Source organism: Kitasatospora sp. NPDC041988, assembly GCF_055588525.1.
On record NZ_JBVJCO010000004.1, the window covers coordinates 30,941 to 48,989 of the forward strand.

18 protein-coding genes and 1 pseudogene are annotated in these 18,049 nt (G+C 70.5%); 7 read left to right on the top strand and 12 right to left on the bottom strand.

All coding sequences use genetic code 11. The annotated features are described in order from the left end of the window. Positions 1-82: 82 nt before the first annotated feature. Positions 83-1,018 carry an aldo/keto reductase gene (locus ACZ6NC_RS06080; protein ID WP_465729482.1) on the top strand — a complete coding sequence of 312 codons (936 nt, stop codon included), beginning with the start codon at positions 83-85 and terminating at the stop codon, positions 1,016-1,018. A 209-nt stretch (positions 1,019-1,227) separates the two neighbouring features. Here the strand turns inward: ACZ6NC_RS06080 and ACZ6NC_RS06085 are convergent, their stop codons facing one another. From ACZ6NC_RS06085 to ACZ6NC_RS06100, 4 genes are all read right to left on the bottom strand, one after another. Continuing rightward, positions 1,228-1,560 carry a hypothetical protein gene (locus ACZ6NC_RS06085; protein WP_465729814.1) on the bottom strand — a complete coding sequence of 111 codons (333 nt, stop codon included), beginning with the start codon at positions 1,558-1,560 and terminating at the stop codon, positions 1,228-1,230. Between the two features lie 159 nt (positions 1,561-1,719). Further along, positions 1,720-2,430 (bottom strand): serine hydrolase, encoded by a 711-nt coding sequence (locus ACZ6NC_RS06090; protein ID WP_465729484.1) that lies wholly within the window; start codon positions 2,428-2,430, stop codon positions 1,720-1,722. Positions 2,431-2,764: 334 nt separating this feature from the next. After that, a complete protein-coding gene (locus ACZ6NC_RS06095; RefSeq protein ID WP_465729486.1) occupies positions 2,765-3,685 on the bottom strand; it encodes a hypothetical protein in 921 nt (306 codons plus the stop codon). Continuing rightward, on the bottom strand, positions 3,682-4,203 hold the full coding sequence (locus tag ACZ6NC_RS06100; RefSeq protein ID WP_465729816.1) for a SigE family RNA polymerase sigma factor: 522 nt from the start codon (positions 4,201-4,203) through the stop codon (positions 3,682-3,684). The genes ACZ6NC_RS06095 and ACZ6NC_RS06100 overlap by 4 nt, the downstream gene beginning before the upstream one ends. A gap of 367 nt (positions 4,204-4,570) precedes the next feature. Here ACZ6NC_RS06100 and ACZ6NC_RS06105 point away from each other — a divergent pair, with 367 nt between their 5' ends. Together ACZ6NC_RS06105 and ACZ6NC_RS06110 are read left to right on the top strand one after the other, a co-directional pair. Beyond that, the gene (locus ACZ6NC_RS06105) at positions 4,571-5,173 is read left to right on the top strand and encodes a TetR/AcrR family transcriptional regulator (RefSeq protein WP_465729487.1); all 603 of its coding nucleotides are present in this window, start codon (positions 4,571-4,573) and stop codon (positions 5,171-5,173) included. 98 nt (positions 5,174-5,271) lie between these two features. Beyond that, positions 5,272-5,790 (top strand): annotated as a pseudogene (locus tag ACZ6NC_RS06110) (DUF4188 domain-containing protein); the annotation flags it as partial. Positions 5,791-5,900: 110 nt separating this feature from the next. Here ACZ6NC_RS06110 and ACZ6NC_RS06115 read toward each other — a convergent pair. Beyond that, positions 5,901-7,166 carry an SUKH-4 family immunity protein gene (locus ACZ6NC_RS06115; RefSeq protein WP_465729489.1) on the bottom strand — a complete coding sequence of 422 codons (1,266 nt, stop codon included), beginning with the start codon at positions 7,164-7,166 and terminating at the stop codon, positions 5,901-5,903. A gap of 118 nt (positions 7,167-7,284) precedes the next feature. On the opposite strand from ACZ6NC_RS06115, the gene ACZ6NC_RS06120 reads away from it, so the two are divergent. Next, positions 7,285-7,998: a C39 family peptidase gene (locus ACZ6NC_RS06120; RefSeq protein WP_465729492.1), complete on the top strand. Its 714-nt coding sequence runs from the start codon at positions 7,285-7,287 to the stop codon at positions 7,996-7,998. A gap of 79 nt (positions 7,999-8,077) precedes the next feature. Here ACZ6NC_RS06120 and ACZ6NC_RS06125 read toward each other — a convergent pair whose 3' ends face one another. Beyond that, on the bottom strand, positions 8,078-8,935 hold the full coding sequence (locus ACZ6NC_RS06125; protein WP_465729494.1) for an SCO6745 family protein: 858 nt from the start codon (positions 8,933-8,935) through the stop codon (positions 8,078-8,080). 304 nt (positions 8,936-9,239) lie between these two features. Between ACZ6NC_RS06125 and rpe the strand changes: the two genes are divergently transcribed. Both rpe and ACZ6NC_RS06135 read left to right on the top strand, forming a co-directional pair. Further along, entirely contained in the window at positions 9,240-9,923 is a 684-nt protein-coding gene (rpe, locus tag ACZ6NC_RS06130; RefSeq protein WP_465729496.1) for a ribulose-phosphate 3-epimerase, read from the top strand. A 232-nt stretch (positions 9,924-10,155) separates the two neighbouring features. Further along, entirely contained in the window at positions 10,156-11,115 is a 960-nt protein-coding gene (locus ACZ6NC_RS06135; RefSeq protein WP_465729498.1) for a pirin family protein, read from the top strand. Between the two features lie 1,031 nt (positions 11,116-12,146). On the opposite strand, the gene ACZ6NC_RS06140 is transcribed toward ACZ6NC_RS06135, so the two are convergent. Both ACZ6NC_RS06140 and ACZ6NC_RS06145 read right to left on the bottom strand, forming a co-directional pair. After that, positions 12,147-12,698, bottom strand: coding sequence for a hypothetical protein (locus tag ACZ6NC_RS06140; protein WP_465623613.1), 552 nt, complete (start codon positions 12,696-12,698; stop codon positions 12,147-12,149). Between the two features lie 100 nt (positions 12,699-12,798). Then, a complete protein-coding gene (locus tag ACZ6NC_RS06145) occupies positions 12,799-13,203 on the bottom strand; it encodes a hypothetical protein (RefSeq protein WP_465623612.1) in 405 nt (134 codons plus the stop codon). 162 nt (positions 13,204-13,365) lie between these two features. On the opposite strand from ACZ6NC_RS06145, the gene ACZ6NC_RS06150 reads away from it, so the two are divergent. Continuing rightward, complete coding sequence (locus tag ACZ6NC_RS06150; protein WP_465729818.1) at positions 13,366-14,190, top strand: phosphotransferase; 825 nt, start codon at positions 13,366-13,368, stop codon at positions 14,188-14,190. Here the strand turns inward: ACZ6NC_RS06150 and ACZ6NC_RS06155 are convergent. The 4 genes from ACZ6NC_RS06155 to ACZ6NC_RS06170 all read right to left on the bottom strand — a co-directional run bounded on the left by ACZ6NC_RS06155 (position 14,185) and on the right by ACZ6NC_RS06170 (position 17,783). Beyond that, positions 14,185-15,030 (bottom strand): aldo/keto reductase, encoded by an 846-nt coding sequence (locus ACZ6NC_RS06155; RefSeq protein WP_465729500.1) that lies wholly within the window; start codon positions 15,028-15,030, stop codon positions 14,185-14,187. The two genes, ACZ6NC_RS06150 and ACZ6NC_RS06155, sit on opposite strands and share 6 nt — an antisense overlap. Beyond that, positions 14,952-16,175 carry a JmjC domain-containing protein gene (locus tag ACZ6NC_RS06160; RefSeq protein WP_465729502.1) on the bottom strand — a complete coding sequence of 408 codons (1,224 nt, stop codon included), beginning with the start codon at positions 16,173-16,175 and terminating at the stop codon, positions 14,952-14,954. Before ACZ6NC_RS06160 ends, ACZ6NC_RS06155 begins: the two co-directional genes overlap by 79 nt. Before the next feature lie 80 nt (positions 16,176-16,255). After that, the gene (locus ACZ6NC_RS06165) at positions 16,256-16,408 is read right to left on the bottom strand and encodes a hypothetical protein (RefSeq protein ID WP_465623606.1); all 153 of its coding nucleotides are present in this window, start codon (positions 16,406-16,408) and stop codon (positions 16,256-16,258) included. A 517-nt stretch (positions 16,409-16,925) separates the two neighbouring features. After that, complete coding sequence (locus ACZ6NC_RS06170) at positions 16,926-17,783, bottom strand: hypothetical protein (protein WP_465729504.1); 858 nt, start codon at positions 17,781-17,783, stop codon at positions 16,926-16,928. Positions 17,784-18,049 lie beyond the last annotated feature (266 nt).

The window sequence follows — 18,049 nt, forward strand, 5'->3', positions numbered from 1 at the left end:
CCCCCCCCCCCCCCCCCCACCCCCCCCCCCCCCCCCCCCCCCCCCCCCCCCCCCCACCGGCCTCACCGTCTCCCGTCTCTGCTTGGGCACCATGAACTTCGGCCCGCACACGGAGGAGTCGGACGCCCACCTGATCATGGACACCGCCCACGAGCGGGGCATCAACTTCTTCGACACGGCCAACGCGTACGGCCGTGACAGCGAGGGCAACCTGAAGGGCCGCACCGAGGAGTTCATCGGCAGATGGTTCGCCCAGGGCGGCGGCCGCCGCGAGCGGACCGTGCTCGCCACCAAGGCGTACGCCCCGATGGGCGACTGGCCGAACGAGGGCCGCCTCTCCGCCCTCGGCATCCGCCGCGCGGTCGAGGACAGCCTGCGCCGGCTCAACACCGACCACATCGACCTCTACCAGATGCACCACATCGACCGGGACGCGCCCTGGGAGGAGATCTGGCAGGCGATGGAGGTCCTGGTCGCCCAGGGCAAGATCATCTACGTCGGCTCCAGCAACTTCGCCGGCTGGCACCTCGCCCAGGCCCAGGAAGCCGCCCGCGCCCGGCACTTCCTCGGCCTGGTCAGCGAGCAGTCCCTCTACAACCTGATCGACCGCACCGTCGAACTGGAGGTCATCCCCGCCCTCCAGCACTACGGCCTCGGCCTGCTGCCGTGGTCCCCGCTCCGCAGCGGCCTGCTCGGCGGAGTCCTGCGCAAGGAGCGCGAGGGCACCGCCGTCCGCGGCGCCATGGGACACGCCGCCGAGATCCTCGCCGCCAACCGCGACCGCATCCAGGCCTACGAGGACTTCGCCGCCGAACTCGGCACCGACCCCGGCGACCTCGCCCTCGCCTGGCTGCTCAGCCGCCCGGCCGTCACGGCGCCGATCGTCGGCCCCCGCACGCTCGCGCACCTCGATGCGGCGGTGGGCGCGCTCGACGTCAAGCTCGACCAGAAGACGCTCGACCGGCTGGACGAGATCTTCCCCGGCCATCAGCCCGCCCCGGAGGACTACGCCTGGTAGCCGCGCGGTCTGTCCCGGCCCCGGCCCCGGCTCGTTCACCACGCCGGGGCCGGGGTCCCGCCGGGTTCAGCTCCGCCCCGGCCACCTCGCCGCCGGGCCCCGGCGGCCGGTCGGCGGTCCCGGGCAGGGCAGGGTGTGGACCGTGCCGGAGTCGAGGACGCAGTACGCGGACCGGTCGAGCCCCCACGCCGTGCCGTGGTCGACCAGCGTCACGGCCCACAGCAGCACGCCGTCGGCCCCGAGCAGGCGGTCGACGGCCGACTGCCTGAGCAGGATGCTGTTCGGCCCGGCGCCGGCGAATCCCGGGTCGGTGAGGAGGAGTTCGCCCGTGGCCGGGGCGGCGAAGTCCAGGTGGTGGCCGGTCCAGCGGACTGCGGTCGGACTCCCTGGGCCGTTGCCCGCTGGACCCGGTAGCTCCAGCGTGTGAGCGACCGGACGACGGTTTCGGCACCGATGGGATTGGCGCTGTGAACGAAGACCGTTCCGATCCGAAAGGGCCGTCCGTTGAAGGCGGCCTCTTCCATGAGGGTCACCACCGGCATGATGGTGTCGTCGCCGCCGAGATCGTGGTCGAGCCAGCTCGTCAATGAAGCTGTCGCGGTGCTCTTCCAGGAGCTGGATGCCCTCGCGGCTGGTGCGGGCAATCCGCGTGGCCCCGCGGGGGCGTCTGCGACGCCTGCACCGCATGGACGAGAGGGTTTTCAGGGCGTGCGCACCAGTGCCTCGACCGCGGTCGCCGCGGCCTGCTCGATGAGTGCGATGCCGGTCTCCCGCGTGGGCTGACCGTCGGTGAGTACGACGACGAGCAGCGTGTGTCCCGCACGTTCGACGATGCCCACGCTGTTGACGACCCATAGCTGAGGCATCCCGTCCGGGAGCCAGCCGTTCTTGAGTACGGGCAGGTCGCCGGGCGCTCCCGCTGCGCCGACGCCCCAGTTCTGTCCGTCGGTGACGGTGCTCATGAGAGCCCGTATGTACGACCGGGATGCGGCGTTCAAGGGGGAGTCCGGCGTGAACACGGCCTTCAGGAGGGAGATTTGGTCACCGGCCGTGGTCCGGGTCAGTCCCCAGGCTCCCCTTTGGCCGGCGTGCGCCGGGGTGAGTCCGAGTCGGGCGTTGGCCGCGTCCAGACCTTGGCGTCTGCCTATCTCGATCCAGAGTTTCTGCGCCGCGTCGTTGTCGCTCACGCGGATCATGTCGGAGGCCAGCTGTCGCTGAGCAGAGCTGAGTCGGCCTCCGCGGTCCTGCGTCTGCAGCAGCAGGGCGGCCAGAATGTTGACTTTGATGATGCTCGCGGAGGTGAAGGTCTCGGTGGACGAACCGTAGGCGGCCGAGCGGCCCGAGGTGAGGTCCTCGACGGCGAGAGCGTACCGGCCGTGGTGCACCCCGAGCCCGTCGAGCGCGAGGCGCACGGCCTGTTCCGGCGTTGTCGTACCCGTGGCGGCAAGTGCTTGCTCGGAAAGTGTGCCCGGCGCTGACGGAGTTGACGGGGCTGACGTCGGCAGTGGGCCGGGAGGGGCGCCCCCGGCGGGACCCGAGGTCGGGATCAGGACGTGGGCCACCATGGCGGCGCCCACGAGTACGGGTATGACGAAGGCTGTCCGATGCTTCATGCGGGCACTCGCTTTCCGACGTCCGGGCACGCGGACATCGCCTATTGGCCGGTAAGGGCGTGTAGGGGTTTCCGGACGCGCCGTCGTGCGTGCTCGGTCCGGTGTCGTCTGCCTCAGTGGCGGCTGGTGCGGCTCAGCCGCCGCAAGATCTGGCGATCTTCGCTGTCTCGTCGATCTCGATCGGGAAGTCGTGGTGGCCGCCGAGGTTCACGGTCCATCCGTGGGTGAGAGTTCCGGACGAGGGGTTGTCGGCGAGCCAGAAAGGGGGGGTGGCGAAGGAGCAGGTGCCGGCGGTCGGGCCCTGCTCGGATCGAAGGTGCGCGGTCACGAACTGCTTCCCGAGCCTTGCCATGGCCGTGGAGTCTCCGGACTTGGTGGCCGCCACCAGCCCGCCGTAGAAGCCGGAAACCGTAGGGTCGCCCCCCTTGCTGTCTCCGGCGACCGTTCTGCAGGTCAGGTCGGTCACCTTCCCCGTGGCCCCGTCGAAGTTCAGGGAAGGGGTCCGGTCGAGCCGTTCGGTCCCCTGGTACAGCAGGACCTCACCCGACGCCAGCACGCCGTCGACCAAGGCACCGCAGGTCACACCGCGGGAGTCGGCGCCCCAGATCCGTTGGTACGTGGACTCGTTGGCGAACAATGCTGCCACCTCTGCCGGATCCACCTCAGAGCGGGTGGCCGGATTCTGGTAGCGCAGGGCAGAGAGGAACAGGGTGTTCGTCGTCCGGGCCGGGTCGGCCGGGGAGGCCGGTTTCGAAGCCGATGCCGAAGCCGTGGGCAAGGGCGGCTCGATGGGCGGGGGTGGAGGAGGCATATCGGCACTCGGCGCGGTCGATGCCTGTACGGGCACCGAGGCGCGGTCGTGATCCGCTTGAGACAAGAAGCCAGCGCCCAGGGCCACGATCACCACGGCCGCCGCCGCACCTGTCTGCAGGCGCCGGCGGCGCTGCCGTACCGACCCGATGAGGTCATCGACGTCGTAGCTGCGCGGCGGTTCCTGCCGTGAACGGTCGAGCATGGCCGCGGCCAGCTCCTCCTCCAGGTCGTAGTCCTTCATGCCGCCCCTCCCGAACGTGTGTGCAGTGCCTGTGCATCGACGGTCGACCGGAGTTTCGACAGGCCCCGGGCCACCTGGGATCGGACCGAGCCGGCCGAGATGTTCATCAAGTGGCCGATCTCCGCGTCGTCGAGATCTTCGAAGTACCGCAGCACCAGTACGGTGCGCATGCCGATCGGCAGGGACTGCAGCTCGCGCATCAACTCGTCGCGGACCACGAGACCTTTGTACGGATCGACGTACCCGTCCCCGATACCGTCGTCCAGGGGTACTTCCGCACGTCCGCGTAGTTTGCGCCAGCGGTCGTTGGCGAGGTTCACCAGGATCCGGCGTGCGTAGGCCTCCGGTGCGTCGGCGGAGCGAATCCGGCGCCAGTGCCGACAGACCTGCTCCAGCGTGGACTGCACCAGATCGTCGGCCACATGACGCTCGCCGGTGAGCAGCAGTGCGGTCCTGAAGAGGGCCGACGACCGTGCATGCACGAATGCCGTGAAGGCGGGGACGTCAGCGGTTCGCATGGTCACCCGGCTCGTGTCTCTTGATCATCTTCGCCCCTCCCGAAGCCCCCTTGGCTCCCCCGCTCAACCTGACGGAGCCCGACTCGCGACTGCTGCACGCGATCTCTGGTCGTGATGCAAGCGTTATCTTCTGAGACAGGCTTCCGCGCCCGTGGTCGGGGACGGCCGGGTCTGCGCCTCGGCCCCCGACGGGACCGTATTCGGGGTGGCTGCGGGGCTCCCCGCCGGGTGGGACGAAACCCCGTCCAAGGGTGGTCGAGGCGCGTGAGTAATGGTCAACACCTGTGGACCAAGAGGCGGTGGGAGACTTCGCTTCGGTGGGTGGACGGTTCCTGAAGGTGCGGGCCGCTGTGGTAGCACTGCAGGCATGACGGAGAGGCCTGCCCGGCGGGGCAGTTATCACCACGGGGCGCTGCCCGAGGCGTTGGTGGCGGCGGCGTTCGAGGTGCTGGACGAGGAGGGGCTGGGCGCGGTCAGCATGCGGGAGGTGGCGCGGCGGGCGGGGGTGTCGGCGGGGGCGCCGTTCCGGCATTTCGCGGACCGGCAGGCGTTGTTGACGGCGTTGGCGGACCAGGTGCTGGCGGACTTCGAGCGGTGGCAGCGGGCGGAGGTCGAGGGCAGCGAGGGGGCGGCGCTGCGGGCGATCGGGCTGGGGTTCATCCGGTACGCGATTCGGCATCCGCACCGGTTCGAGCTGGTCCGGGCGCGGGTGTTCACGCCGTCGCGGCAGCCGGAGTTGCAGCAGCGGCTGTCGGAGATCGACGAGGCGTTCACCGGGTACATCGTCGCCGACCAGGTGGCGGGCCGGCTGCGGCCGGGCGATCCGGCGTTGGTGGGCCTGGCCGGGCAGGCGCTGGTGTACGGGCTGTCGCAGATGATCATCGACGGGTATCTGCCGCCGGAGAAGGCGGAGGAGCTGGCTGCGAAGGTGCTGGACACCTTCGGTCAGGGAGTGGCCAATCGCCCTTGACGGCACGGGAATTGGGTTTTGCGCGGAGCCTTGACCGGGTTGTCGCCCGCTGATGTAATCACCGCTTACATGAGGCGAGGGGCCAGCTGGAGGCAGACGTGTTCGCCAAACCGACTCCGGGGTACACCACCGCGGCCGCCACGGGAGACACGGTGGTGCTGCTGATAGGCATGCGCATCAACCGCTTCTGGGCCGTCCACCAGTGGGGGCAGGTGATGCTGGCGATGTTCCGGATGCTCTACGAGCTGGCCAAGGCCCCGGAGCGCGGGCTGCGCGGACGCATCCTGCTGACCGCCTCCCCACGCACGTACTACGTGGTCCAGTACTGGGAGTCGAAGGAGAAGCTGTACGCGTACGCCGCCGCGCCGGACGCCTTCCACCACAAGGCGTGGGGCATCGCCAACCGCAAGGTGCGGGGCGGGAAGACCCGGCAGCACGTGGGGCTCTGGCACGAGACGTACATCGTGCCGGAGGGGTCGTACGAGGCGATCTACTTCGACATGCCGCCGTTCGGGCTGGCGGCGGCCACCGGCTCGCTGCCGGTCGAGCGCCGCGGACGCCGGGCGGCGGACCGGCTCGCCTTCCGGTCGAAGGCGGACGCCTCGAAGGCCGAGGGTGCAGAGGCCGAGGGTGCAGAGGCCGAGGGTGCAGAGGCCGAGGGTGCGACGGCGTCGGGGGAGACGGCGGAGACGGCCGAGAGGGAGCCCGCTTCGGCGCAGGGGGAGGCTCAGTAGAGCAGGCCGCCCATGTGGTCGTCGTCGGCAAGGAGCTGCCAGGAGTGGTCGGGGCCGGCGAACGCATCGGGGTCGAGGGCGGCGAGCACGCCCTCGACCACGCCGCTCAGCAGTGACTGCGGGTCGAAGACCTCCCACCGGTCCTTGGCGACGCCGTACTCCCACAACCGCCATTCGGCGCGCATCCGTTCGCACGTCCAGAGGGTGTGGAGCAGGGCGGAGACGTCCCGGTTGAGGTAGGCCGCGGGCAGGCCGGGGTCGTCCCAGGCGGGCAGCTCCAGGCGGCCGGTGGCGCCGTCGAGGGCTATCGCCAGGTCGTACGGCCAGGCGGCGAGGGCCAGATGGTGCCGTTGGTGGTCGCGCTCCCAGCCGTCGGGGTCGGGCTCGGGGTCGGGTACGTCGTCGCGGACTGTGGCCCCGTCGGGGGCGAAGTGCTCCGGGTACGCCTCCACCATGGTGATCAGCGGCCCGTCGGCGGAGACGTCCAGCATGGTGCCGCCGGTCGGCAGGCCGACCACGGTGAGCAGCCGGCGGGTCGGCCCGTGGGTGAGCCCGTCCGGCAGCTCCTCCGGGCGGAAGCGGCGGACCGTACCGTCCTCGGTGAGAGCGGCGAGGTCCTCGACCAGCTCCGGCCCGAGCTCGTACGCGAGCCCGTCCGGTCCGCCGGGGAGTGCGCCCCAGGCGAGGGAGCGCACCAGCAGGGCCGTCTCCCAGTGCGGGGGCGCGGCGTCGTAGTGCGCGAACAGCTCCGGGTCGGTCGCGCGCAGCCGCTCCCGGACGACCCGGACCACTTCCGCGACGATCGTCGGCCCGCGCTCCCCGGCCAGCGCGTCGCGGTCCTCCGCCGCCAGGGCCGCCACATCGACCTCGCGCATCAGCCCGACCAGGGCGGGCAGGCCGGTGGCGAGCAGGTCGCGCCGGAGCGCCCCGCGGCGGTGGGCGGCGAGGAAGACCTCACCGGTCACCCCGTCGAGGACCACGGCGTCGCCCTCGCGGGCGAGATCGGCGAGGTAGGCGGTCCCGCCGAGGACGAAGAGGCGCTCCCCGGTGCTCCCGCCGTCGGTGAAGGGCTCCAGCGGGGTGGCGTCGAGGCTGGAGAAGTCGAGGAAGGCCGCGGCCTCGGGCAGGCCCTCCTGCGTCAGGAACTCCCGGCTGGGCAGGTGCGACAAGCCCTCCGGCAGCTGCCAGGGCTCCAGCTGCAGGCGCCCGTCCCAGTCCTGCTCGATGCCCATGCCCGGCCCCCAGGGGTGGTGTTCCATGATCCGGATGATCAGACCGACCCTAGCGGGCACCACAGACAGCCCGTGGCGGCGGGGGAGGGGAGTGTCGCGGGGCGGCCGCGCCCGTCCGGCGTGAGAGCGTCGGGGGATGGGGACGGTGGAGCAGAACAGCGGTGGCCCGGCCGTGGTGCACGACGTGCCGTACTACGCGCAGTGGGAGTCGGCGGGCCTGGTACGGGAGATCGTGGCCGGTGCGGTGAGCGCGGCGGACGATCCGCGCTGGGGCGAGTCGGGGGCGGCCACGCCGGAGGAGTACGAGTACTGGTCGTGGCGGCTCTGCGGGGTGGCCTGCCTGCGGATGGCGCTGGACCACTGGTGGGGGGTGGCTCCGGCGGCGGTGCCGCTGGCGGGGGAGTGCCTGGCGGCCGGCGCGTACGAGCGGGACGGCGAACGGCTGCGCGGCCTGATCCACACACCGTTCGCCGCGTACGTCCGCGAGCGGTGGGGACTGGCCGCGCAGGCCCGGGAGTTGACGCCCGCGCAGGTGGCGGCGGAGGTGGCCGGCGGGCGGCTGGTCATGCTGTCGGTGCACCCCGCGATCCGCGACCCTGACGGGCCCGACCCGCAGCGGCGCGGCGGCCACCTGGTGCTGGCGGTGGGCACCACGGGGACGGCGCTGGTGATCCACAACCCGTCCGGCTTCGCGGGCGATTCGCAGGCGTACGCGCACGTGCCGTGGCGGCAGTTCGAGCGGTTCTACGCGGGGCGGGGGATCGTCCTCGGACCGCCCGGGAGCGCCTCCGGGCCCGTCGACGGGAGCGCCGTCGGGCCCGCCGACGGGAGCGCCGTCGGGCCCGCCGACGGGGGGTGACGCGACCCGCCCGGGTGGTGACCGGGCGGGCGGTGACCACGCGGGCGGCGGCCCGGGCGGCGGGTGACCCCGGCCGACGTCAGGCCGTCGCGGCGGGCAGTCCGATCGGGTTGATCGGCGGCAGCGCGCTGCGACAGAGCGCCGAGATCGGCTTCAGCGCGGCGGCGAGCCGGTCGAGTTCGGCGCGCGGATGGTTCTCCCAGACCCGGGCGGCGGCCAGGTCGGTGGCGGCCTCCAGGGACTGGTGGCGGATCCGCCCGCACTCGGTGATGGTGCCGCGCCCGGTCAGCCAGCCGCGTTCCACCAGGCGGGCGGTGGCCGCGTCCCACTGCTCGTCGGTCCAGCCGCGCATCGGCTGCATCACGTCGCGGCGGACGTCCAGGGCGCAGCGCACCACCAGCGCCTCGCAGCCGTCCAGCCCGGCCGAGACCAGCGCGGCGACGTGGCCGTCCCCCCGGTGCTCGCGCATCACGGTGGCGGCCTGCCAGAGCCGCCCGTACAGGCCGTCGGGGCGGGGGAGGGCGGAGTTGGCGGCGGCCAGCACCCGGCCGGCACAGTCCAGGCGGGAGACGGCCCGCTCCAGCAGGTCGGCGACCAGCTCGATCTGCTCCGGTTCGACGTGCTCCAGCAGCCGCGCGAGCGCCGCCGAGGAGCCCTGGACCCGGGCGGCCAGTGCGGCGTCCGGGTCCGCCAACTTCCAGATGTCCGGCAGGGCGCGCTCCACCATGGCGGGCGCGAAGCTGAAGAAGGCGGCGATCACCGGCGGCGCGTCCACCGGGCCCAGCGGTGCCGCGCGGCCCGCGAAGTAGCCGCGCCACGTGCCGCGCAGCCCGGCGGCCTCGAAGGCGGCGCGGCCCTCGGGCGAGAAGTAGGTGACGGCGTGCACCGGCTCGAAGAGCCACCACAGGGCGCGGGCGGGATGGACCAGTTCGGCCAACGGAAGACCTTCCTCGGACGGGCACGGGGGGCCACGGGGGACCACTGAGAACACTGGGAGACGGGTGGGTGGTGCGCCGCGTTCGTTGCCGGCGGTGTTCGGTGTTCGGAAGCGGAGGACGAGGTGGTGCACAAGGCTGATGACCACGGCGGCGGTCACGGTAACCCCGCTCGGGGTGTGATGAGGGTCACGGGGAGGTCTCACTGTCCGGAACCATCGGGTTCGGCCCCGGCCGGTCCGCCGCGAGATGATGGGACGAGGTGCCCGCTCCCGGCACCGGAACCCTCGTACGAAGGCATCGGTAATGGCGCAGATCAACCCCAGCATCCTGTCCGCGGACTTCGCCCGGCTCGCCGACGAGGCCGAGGCCGTCAGGGGCTCGGACTGGCTGCACGTCGACGTCATGGACAACCACTTCGTGCCGAACCTGACGCTGGGCGTCCCGATCGTCGAGTCGCTGGCCCGCGCCACCGACATCCCGCTCGACTGCCACCTGATGATCGAGGACCCGGACCGCTGGGCTCCCCAGTACGTCGAGGCCGGCGCCGGCTCCGTCACCTTCCACGTGGAGGCCGCCGCCGCGCCCGTCCGGCTCGCCCGCGAGATCCGGGCCAAGGGCGCCCGCGCCTCCATGGCGCTGAAGCCGGGCACGCCGATCGAGCCCTACGAGGACCTGCTGCCCGAGCTGGACATGCTGCTGATCATGACGGTCGAGCCGGGCTTCGGCGGGCAGGCGTTCCTCGACATCATGCTGCCGAAGATCCGCCGCACCCGGCAGCTGATCGACAAGTACGGCCTGGAGCTGTGGCTGCAGGTCGACGGCGGCGTCGCGGCGAGCACCATCGAGCGCTGCGCCGAGGCCGGCGCGGACGTCTTCGTGGCCGGTTCGGCGGTGTACGGGGCGGAGGACCCGGGCGAGGCCGTCGCCAAGCTGCGCGCCCTCGCGGACGCGGCGACGGCGGACGCCTGGTGGGCCTGCGGGCACTGACCCGCGGCGGCGTCTGCCGGGCCCTGGGCCTGGTACCGGGGCCTGGGGGCCTGACACCGGGCCCTGGGTTCGACGCCGGGGGCCACGGGGGTTTGCGTCGTCCCGGATGGACGCCGCGGCCGCCCGACCCGGTCGATGCGGGTGGAGGAACACCCCGGGTTGATGGATGATCGTTGCCGACGACCCTCCGGCTCCGGCCGGGCCCCGACCCGTACGGTGGTGGATCCGCGACATGAGCAACCTCGATCTCAAGCCCGCCCCCACCCGCTGCGGCGGCGAGGCCGGGACCGGCCCGGTCCGGGAGCTGCTGACCGGACGACAGGTCCCGCTCGGCGAGAGCACCGTCGTGCGCCGGCTGCTGCCCAACCTCGGCCGCCGGATGGTCGGCGCCTGGTGCTTCGTCGACCACTACGGCCCGGACGACATCGCCGACGAGCCCGGCATGCAGGTGCCGCCGCACCCCCACATGGGACTGCAGACCGTGAGCTGGCTCCACCAGGGCGAGGTCCTGCACCGCGACAGCCTCGGCAGCCTGCAGACCGTCCGCCCCTACGAGCTGGGCCTGATGACCTCCGGCCGGGCGATCTCCCACTCCGAGGAGTCCCCGCGCGAGCACGCCCGCTTCCTGGAAGGCGCCCAGCTCTGGGTCGCCCTCCCGGACGCCCACCGCCACACCGCCCCCGCCTTCGAGCACCACACCGAGCTGCCCGTCGTCACCGCCCCCGGCCTGCGCGCCACCGTCATCCTCGGCACCCTCGACACGGCCGCCTCCCCCGGCACCGCCTACACCCCCCTCGTCGGCGCCGACCTCGCCCTCACCGAGGGCGCCGACCTCAAACTCCCCCTCGAACCCGGCTTCGAGTACGCCGTCCTCGCCATGTCCGGCAGCGTCGACGTCGACGGCGTCCGCGTCGAACCCGGCTCCATGCTCTACCTCGGCACCGACCGCCGCGAACTCCCCCTCCTCGCCCGCACCGACGCCGCCGTCCTCCTCCTCGGCGGCGAGCCGTTCGAGGAGAAGCTCGTCATGTGGTGGAACTTCATCGCCCGGACGGATGAGGATATCAGGCAGGCGCGTGAGGAGTGGATGACCGGCACTCGCTTCGGTGAGGTGCGCGGCTACGACGGGGCTCGGCTGGCCGCTCCCGAGGTGCCCCAACTGCCCCTGAAGCCACGGGGAAGGGCGCGCTGACCTGGGACTATGTGTCCACGATGCGGTGTGTCGAGTTGCGCTGGATCGTAGCCCGTCGGTCTGCGATCCACCGTTCCAGGAGAACGTTCGTGCCGCCAAGCGACGGCTTCGGCGATCGGCCGTGAGTCTCAGGTACGGGCATGTGTAGCCAGGTTTAGTCAGACCAATGCTGACTCAATGCTGACTTTGCTGACGGATAGTCAGGTTCTGGGGTCGAAGGTTGCGCGCTCGACGCCATGCCGACGCGCTTGAAGCGAGCGCCAGCGGACAAGCGCTTGGCGGGGCAGGCGCCATCGAGTCGCCGGCGGTGGAGGGGGCGGGAACTGGAGCAGCCGGTGCCTTGCCGTGTACTTGTGTGTTGTCTACAGCCCGGAGCGCGAGGCGACGGGCGCGAGGTCCGTGCTTTTGGCAAGGCGTCTATGGAGTGAGCGTCCCTGGAGCTGGACTCGGCGGCGACCGCTGCCGGGATTCCTGAAGCCACTACCGCAACGGGGCAACCCCGAAGGAAGGAGAGAGGCGATCTGTACCCGGCGTACAGGCCGGCTCCATCCGCCGTACCAGGGGCTTTGCCCCCGGAAGGGCCTCTGACCTGCGTCGGAGGCCCTTTCCGATCTTTCGGGGGCTTGCCGTGTTACGCGGCAAAAAGTCCCCGGAAACTCCCCCTGACAGAGCGGAAAGTCCCCGAAAAGTCCCCCAGGATGATCTTGGTGAGCGACCTGCGACCAGGGCTTGGATCACCGGAGTCGGTCGCTCGAGGGGTCGAGGGTCGGGACAGGCTGAGGCTGCCCCGACCTGGCCCCCGTCGACGTAGAATCGGGCATTGCTCTCGGCGCGGCTGCAGATCGCGCGGTGATGAGAGCTGGCCGGCTACTTGACCCCCAATGGGACGCCGAGCGCACTCGGAGACAGCGCCGGCTTCTGCGTGTCGCCATCACTCGGGCGCGGTCGACCGTCCTCTTCGTTAGGCCCGAGGGCAGCCAACGGCTCTGCGGCACCCGCACCCAACAGCCATCCGCGTAGCCGCTCGTCCGTCAATGCTCTCCGGCCAGTCCGAGGTGCGGCACCGTGCCCGTCTCCAACTCGGTGAGTCGGGCGAGGATGCGCTTGGGGAGCTCCGGCGCGGTCAGGCGGAACGGGCTCCACTGGTCCCTGGAGCCCTGCTTCATGGACGCCGAGAACCGGTAGCGTCCCCGGCTGTTCGCCTCAGTCACCAGCTCGGTAAACGTGATGCTCGGTACCAGCCAGGCTGTCGTGATCGCCCCCTGCTCGATGTCCACTACGATGAACAGCATGTCGAGGTCGGCCCGCGGCTGAAACGTCTGTGCTCGCACGAAGCCCATGACCTTGCCTTGCTGGACCTGCACGCCGGTCGACATTCGCGCCTTTACCTGTACCGCCAGGGTCGCCGTGCTCCCGCGGCGGTGAAAGACCAGGTCCACGCCCTCATCGTCGACCAGCGAGGTGGAGACGTTCAGCTCACCGTTCGTGGCGAGGATGGACGACGCCGCCACCAAGTACTCGGCGGCCTTCCCCATCCGCCCGGACAACTGGCTCTTCTCCAGGTACTTCTCGCCGTCAGTCATGGCAGGAATCTACCGACCTGCCGTGGCCCGTGATGGTCCATCCGAGCTGCTCTCTCGTGCACCAGCAGCCTCCAGCGGGTCTAAAAGAAAAACTTTGTGCTCAGGCTGCGGCTTCGCCGGGGGTCTCGTCCTTCGAGGGGTGGACCCATGTGGTACCCGGTGCGAGGTCGTCCCCTGTCTCCGCCTTGTACTGCGCCTTCTTTTCCTCGCTGGCGTTCCAACCCTCGCGAAGCTTCCGCACGTGGGGGGTGGGGGACGGTCGAGAGTCGCCCGTGGTTTCGGTGACGGAAACCGGTTTGGAAGCCGCAATGTCCTCGACTTCGTACGTCTCGACGGCGTACGTCTCGGCGTCCCGCCTCTGGGCGAGATGGCGGACCACGATCAGGCCCACGGCCAGACCCACGGCGCCGGCGGCGCGGAGCTGGGGCTCGTGCTTCTTGCACCAGTTCTTCGCCTTGGCGAAGGAAGTAAGCTCGCCGTCCTCGGGAGGTGTGGAGTCGTTCACGCGCACATATCTACCGGACGCATCCATCAGGTGTCAGGCAATCACCCGGCATCGCCCGATTAAGTTCAGTAGCTTGTGTGGGCCACATCGGCACGTGGATCACAGCCATGGCCGTACTGTGGTAGTCCCAAATCGGCATGTGAGGAGACCCTTGTGGGCTCGATGACGGACCTTCGGCAGCATCCGCATGATGATGTGCTCGGTCTGGTTGAGCGGGCACTCGAGCTTGGTCTGGACCGGTCGTCAGGTGTCTACGGTAACCACGGGGGGACGGCGGGCTTTCGCACCGATCAGGGCACCTGGCTTCGGCTGCAGTGGCGGTCGGCGGACGAGATTCATGGGCAGTCCTGGACAGGTACCGAATGCGCGTCGGTGCTGACGAGTGTGGCGAAGCCGGAGTTGATGCGGGCGTTTCGCTGGCAGGACCGCGAGCGCGGCGTGGTCTGGCGGGCGGAGGAGATGACGCTCATTACTGCCCCGATCATTAGCGCCTCGGGCAGCATCACCGACGACCCGGGGCTCGCGGACGCCTGGTGGAAGGACTTGGCTAGCTCGCTCGGCGCGCTCGCCGGACATCGCACGGAGCGCGTCTGCATGTCGCAGGACCACCTGAGCCGGCGTATCGCTGAGGTGTTCGGGGAGACGGTGAACACCGCTGTCGGTGAGTGGACCACCGCCCATGGGGATCTTCATTGGGGCAACGTCACCGCCCCGGAGCTGTGCCTGTTGGACTGGGAGGACTGGGGTCGGGGGCCGCGTGGGTTGGACGCGGCGACGCTCTGGGGATTCTCTCTGGGAGTGCCCGAGGTTGCCGGCCGCGTCCAACGGGAGTTTGCGGAGGACCTTCAGTCCCGCTCGGGGAAGGTGGCGCAGTTGCTGTTCTGCGCGAACGTCCTGCGGGCACACGCACGGAGCGGCAAGAAGATGCCGTTCACGGAGCCCGCTCAGGAGTCGTCGGGCCGACTGATCGCTGAGCTGTCCTCATGAACGTGCTGCAGCCCGTTCGTTCAGCAACGCCCGGTACCGGCTGACCACTGCGAGGTCGACGCCCAGTGTTGTGGCCTCGACGAGGGCTCGCAAGTGGGAAGGAGAGCTGGTGCCCACGGCGATCCTGGCTACCTTGGGGATCTCGTAGGACACCCGGAAAGCCGCCTGCACGGTGGTGCACTCGTCGCCTTCGCCGAGGAACGTCCGGGTGTCGAAGGCCCTCCAGACCTCCAAGGTGGTGTCGCCGCCAAAGGGCGCCATGCCCCAGCGGTCGCTGGGGTCGATGGCCAGAACGGCCGACAGTGTCTCGACGGCCGCGAGGGTGTCGGCATCTACCAGCAGGCCGGCACGAGTCATCAGGACTTTGGGGATCGGCGCGGTGGGGTTGATGAGCTGCAGGAGTGGGTGGGGGTTCCAGATGGAGAACCCCCACCGCTCGCAGAGGCCCGCCTTCGTGGCGTCCTCCAGAGCTTGGCACGCTGCGGCCAGGATCTCCCGCCCTTCGTCGCGGGAGCGGCGGCCTAGGGTGTGTTCCGGGTTGTGAAGGAGTACGACGTCGGGGGCCCGCCCGAGGTCGGTGACTGAGCGCTCCACCGACTCGTAGAGCGCGGCCGGGTTCAGCGAGTGGCCGGAGCGGTGGAACCCGACCTTGGTCGAGATCGTGAACTCCGGTAGCAGGTCGGCGGCCAGGTGCGCGAGCGTACGGTGCGAGGTGAAGTCGAGGTAATTGGCGGCGGTGTCGATAGCTCGGACACCGAGACTCAGCGCGTCTTCGAGGAGCTGTCGGTCGTGACCAGACCGGTAAAGGCCGAGGACAACTCCGGGGTCAGCTCGGTGCACAGTTCCTCCTCGACAAGAATTTCGGCCAGGCGTTCGGTGTCGACGCCGGTGTCGGCAGCGGCCTGCGCGAGGTTCACCGGGTGACCGCTCAACATGAGGTGCAGCGCGGGCAGCGCCTTCGCGGCAAGCGTGATCTTCCTGCCGGCGGCGATGACTTCCACGGTGTCGGCAGTCGGCTTGACGATTGGCGGGAAGTCGGTGACACACACGATCGCTTCGGGCTTGCCGAAGACGCCGATGGCGGGGACGTGGCGGGCACTGGGGCGCTCGCGCTCGCGGAATGCCAGAAAGTCCTCGGGGGTCAGCGTGGCAGCCTTTTCGGCCACGACCTGTGCGAGCCGGCCCTGCTGTGCCGTCCACTGCTCGGGGCTGGACCACCGGTCGAGGTCAAAGCGGAACTCTTCGAGGGTGCGGGACTGGTCGGCTAGCCACGTCAGCCAGTTGACGCCGGTGCGCTTCACGATGCCGAACGTCACATGCAGGCTGTAGCCCTCGCCGCAGTCGTTCCGAGTGGCGTGGTGCCAGTATCCGCGGGGGATGTGCATGACGTCGCCGGGCATCATTGTGCCCGCCCACACGCTCTGCTCGCTGGGCTCGGAGTTCGGGGCCGCGTCCCTATACATAGGTGCTGTCCTGGAGGCCCCGCGTACCTCCCAGGACTTCTCGCCTGCGAGTTGGACGATGATCACGTCGTGATCGTCCCAATGCAGGTTGAATCCGGACGCATCCTGCGTCGTCAGGTAAGCGTTGACCTGGACGAGTTCGTGGCACCACCACTGGAGGGCGCGGCAGGTCGCTTCCATCGCCGGGTCGAAGAAGTCCACTTCGTCCAGGACGAGGGTCGCACCGGAGCAGAGGAGCTCACCCACGCGCCGCATGTCGGCGATCGGGATAGCCTGCCCGCGCCGGGTTACCGAGGGCTGGATGTATCGGCTGGGATGGAGTTCTGAGCCGCTCTGGAACATGCGGAACTGTGGAGCGTTGAGGCTGCGGCGCATGACCAGGTCGAGCAGCTTCTTCGGGTTCAGGAGCTGGTCGAGCATGTCCAGGTCGGCGATGTTGCCCCTCGTGAACCGGCTTCCGAGGACGGCGGGGCCGTCCCATCCGAGGGCCTTCTCGATCGCGTTCACGAACCGGTGGTCCATGTGTACCTCCGTCGACTGAATTGAGGGCTGAGGAGCGGGGCCCCGCAACGGCGCGCGGGGCCCCGTGGTGCACGTGCCGACTACTCCTGCGGCAGGTTCAGTCCGTCGCGGTTGTCGCCGTCGTCGCCTGCCGACGTGCCGGTGGGGTCGGACTCGGCCGCCTCGGCCGAGAACCGGTCCTGCACAGTGATGAGGTTCTCGACGCCGATCAGCAGGTCGTCGTTGGTGCTCACGTGGATCACTCCTTGTCGTGGAACGGCACCGAGCGGCTGTTGCCGGCCGGGTGGTTCGAAGAAGCGCTTTCTCCCGCGCGCTCTGGTCCGTGAACTCGTCCGCTGGGGACGTGGTTCAGGTCCGGAGAGCGCAGGCGCATCAGCTTGCAGCCGCAGGGCCGATCCGAATAGAGGGCCTTTCCGGCTTCGAACTTCCTCCTTCCGCTCGGCTGCGTGGAACCCTCCTGGGTCCGACCCGTCGGCGAGACGGACACGGGAGGAAGACTCTGAGGCGGTCCAGGCGTGATCTGCACCGTGATGGTGGGGTCGAGGAGGCTGGAGGAGACGTCTCGCCAGCGTGTCGGTGGTCTGCTCCTGGCGGCTTACGGCGTCCGTCGGGGTGGTGACGTCCTACGCGGCTGGTGAGGGGGCGGACCTTGACCGTCCAGACGGGCCGGAGCAATCGACTAGGCAGTCACTCGCTGGGCTCACCCGGGGTGACGGAGGGCCGGATCAGTTCGATGGGCCTTCGAATGGTTCATTCAAGTGGGTCGGGTCCGGGCGCGCTCCGGTCGAGCGGGGCCTTTTCGAGCACCCTGGCAGCCTCTGCGAGGGCCTCCTCCAACCGGGCCCGGCCGACGGCTGAGAGATGGCCGGCGCCCAGCGCGCATGCCCTAACCACCGCGCGGAGGGAGCTGGCCTCGGCCGGGGTCAGCAGGTCGTTGTAGGTGGAGTGGGCGAGGAGGTCGCGGGCCGCGTATCCGTCGTCCGATTCCCTCGAACGGATGATCAGGGACTGTGCGAGGCTCCGGGCGGCCTCGCCGGTGGTCCCGCCGGCCGCGTCGATGGCGGTCAGTAGCAGCCGGGTGGTGAACACCGCGAGGCCGGGGCCGGTCCCCAGGCGTTGGCAGTGGTCGAGAGCGGCGGCGGCTTCCTGTCGGCCGCCGGGTGTGCACAGGGCGGTGAGGACAGCGGTGACCGCGTCCTCCCAGGGGTCGCCCGGCTCGGTATCCGCGAGGAGCGCGAGAGCGCCGTCGAGGTCGCCGGTGGTGGCGCGGGCGAGAACGGCGACCTGGCGGCCGTCGAGGATCCGGGTGCCCACGCCGCGGTAGTTGTTGAGGTGTCGGAGGGCTTCCTCCCAGAGGCCGGAGCAGGTGAGGGCCCGGGTGCCGTCGGCAAGCATGACCCGCCACAGCCATGCGCGAACCTCGGCGCGTTGGGCGTCGGTCTCGGTGAGGCGGGCAGGCACGGTGACGCCGTCGAGGACAGTGCTGGTGCCGGTGGCGATGGCGTCATACAGGGACAGGAGCAGTTGGTGACCCTCGCTTCCGCGTCCGGCCCTGATGTGCAGGCGGGCGAGGTTGACGATCGGTTCCAGGCCGCGGATCGCGCTCATCGCCGGCAGTGGGCCGAGCCTTAGGTAGAGGTCGGCGTGCCGGTGGCACAGTTCGCGGGCGAGGCCAGGTAGCGCGAGGTCGGAGGCGAGCAGGGCGGCCTGGTTGAAGACGGTGGATGCCAGGCCCGGGTCGTCCTGCCGGGTGCCCGGGGCGGGGGGGGGGGGGGGGGGGGGGGGGGGGGGGAGGGTGGGGGGGGGGAGGGGGGGGGGGGGGAGGATGGAGCGGTTGGTCTGCTGGGCGCGGGGGATCGGGGCGCGGGCGCGGA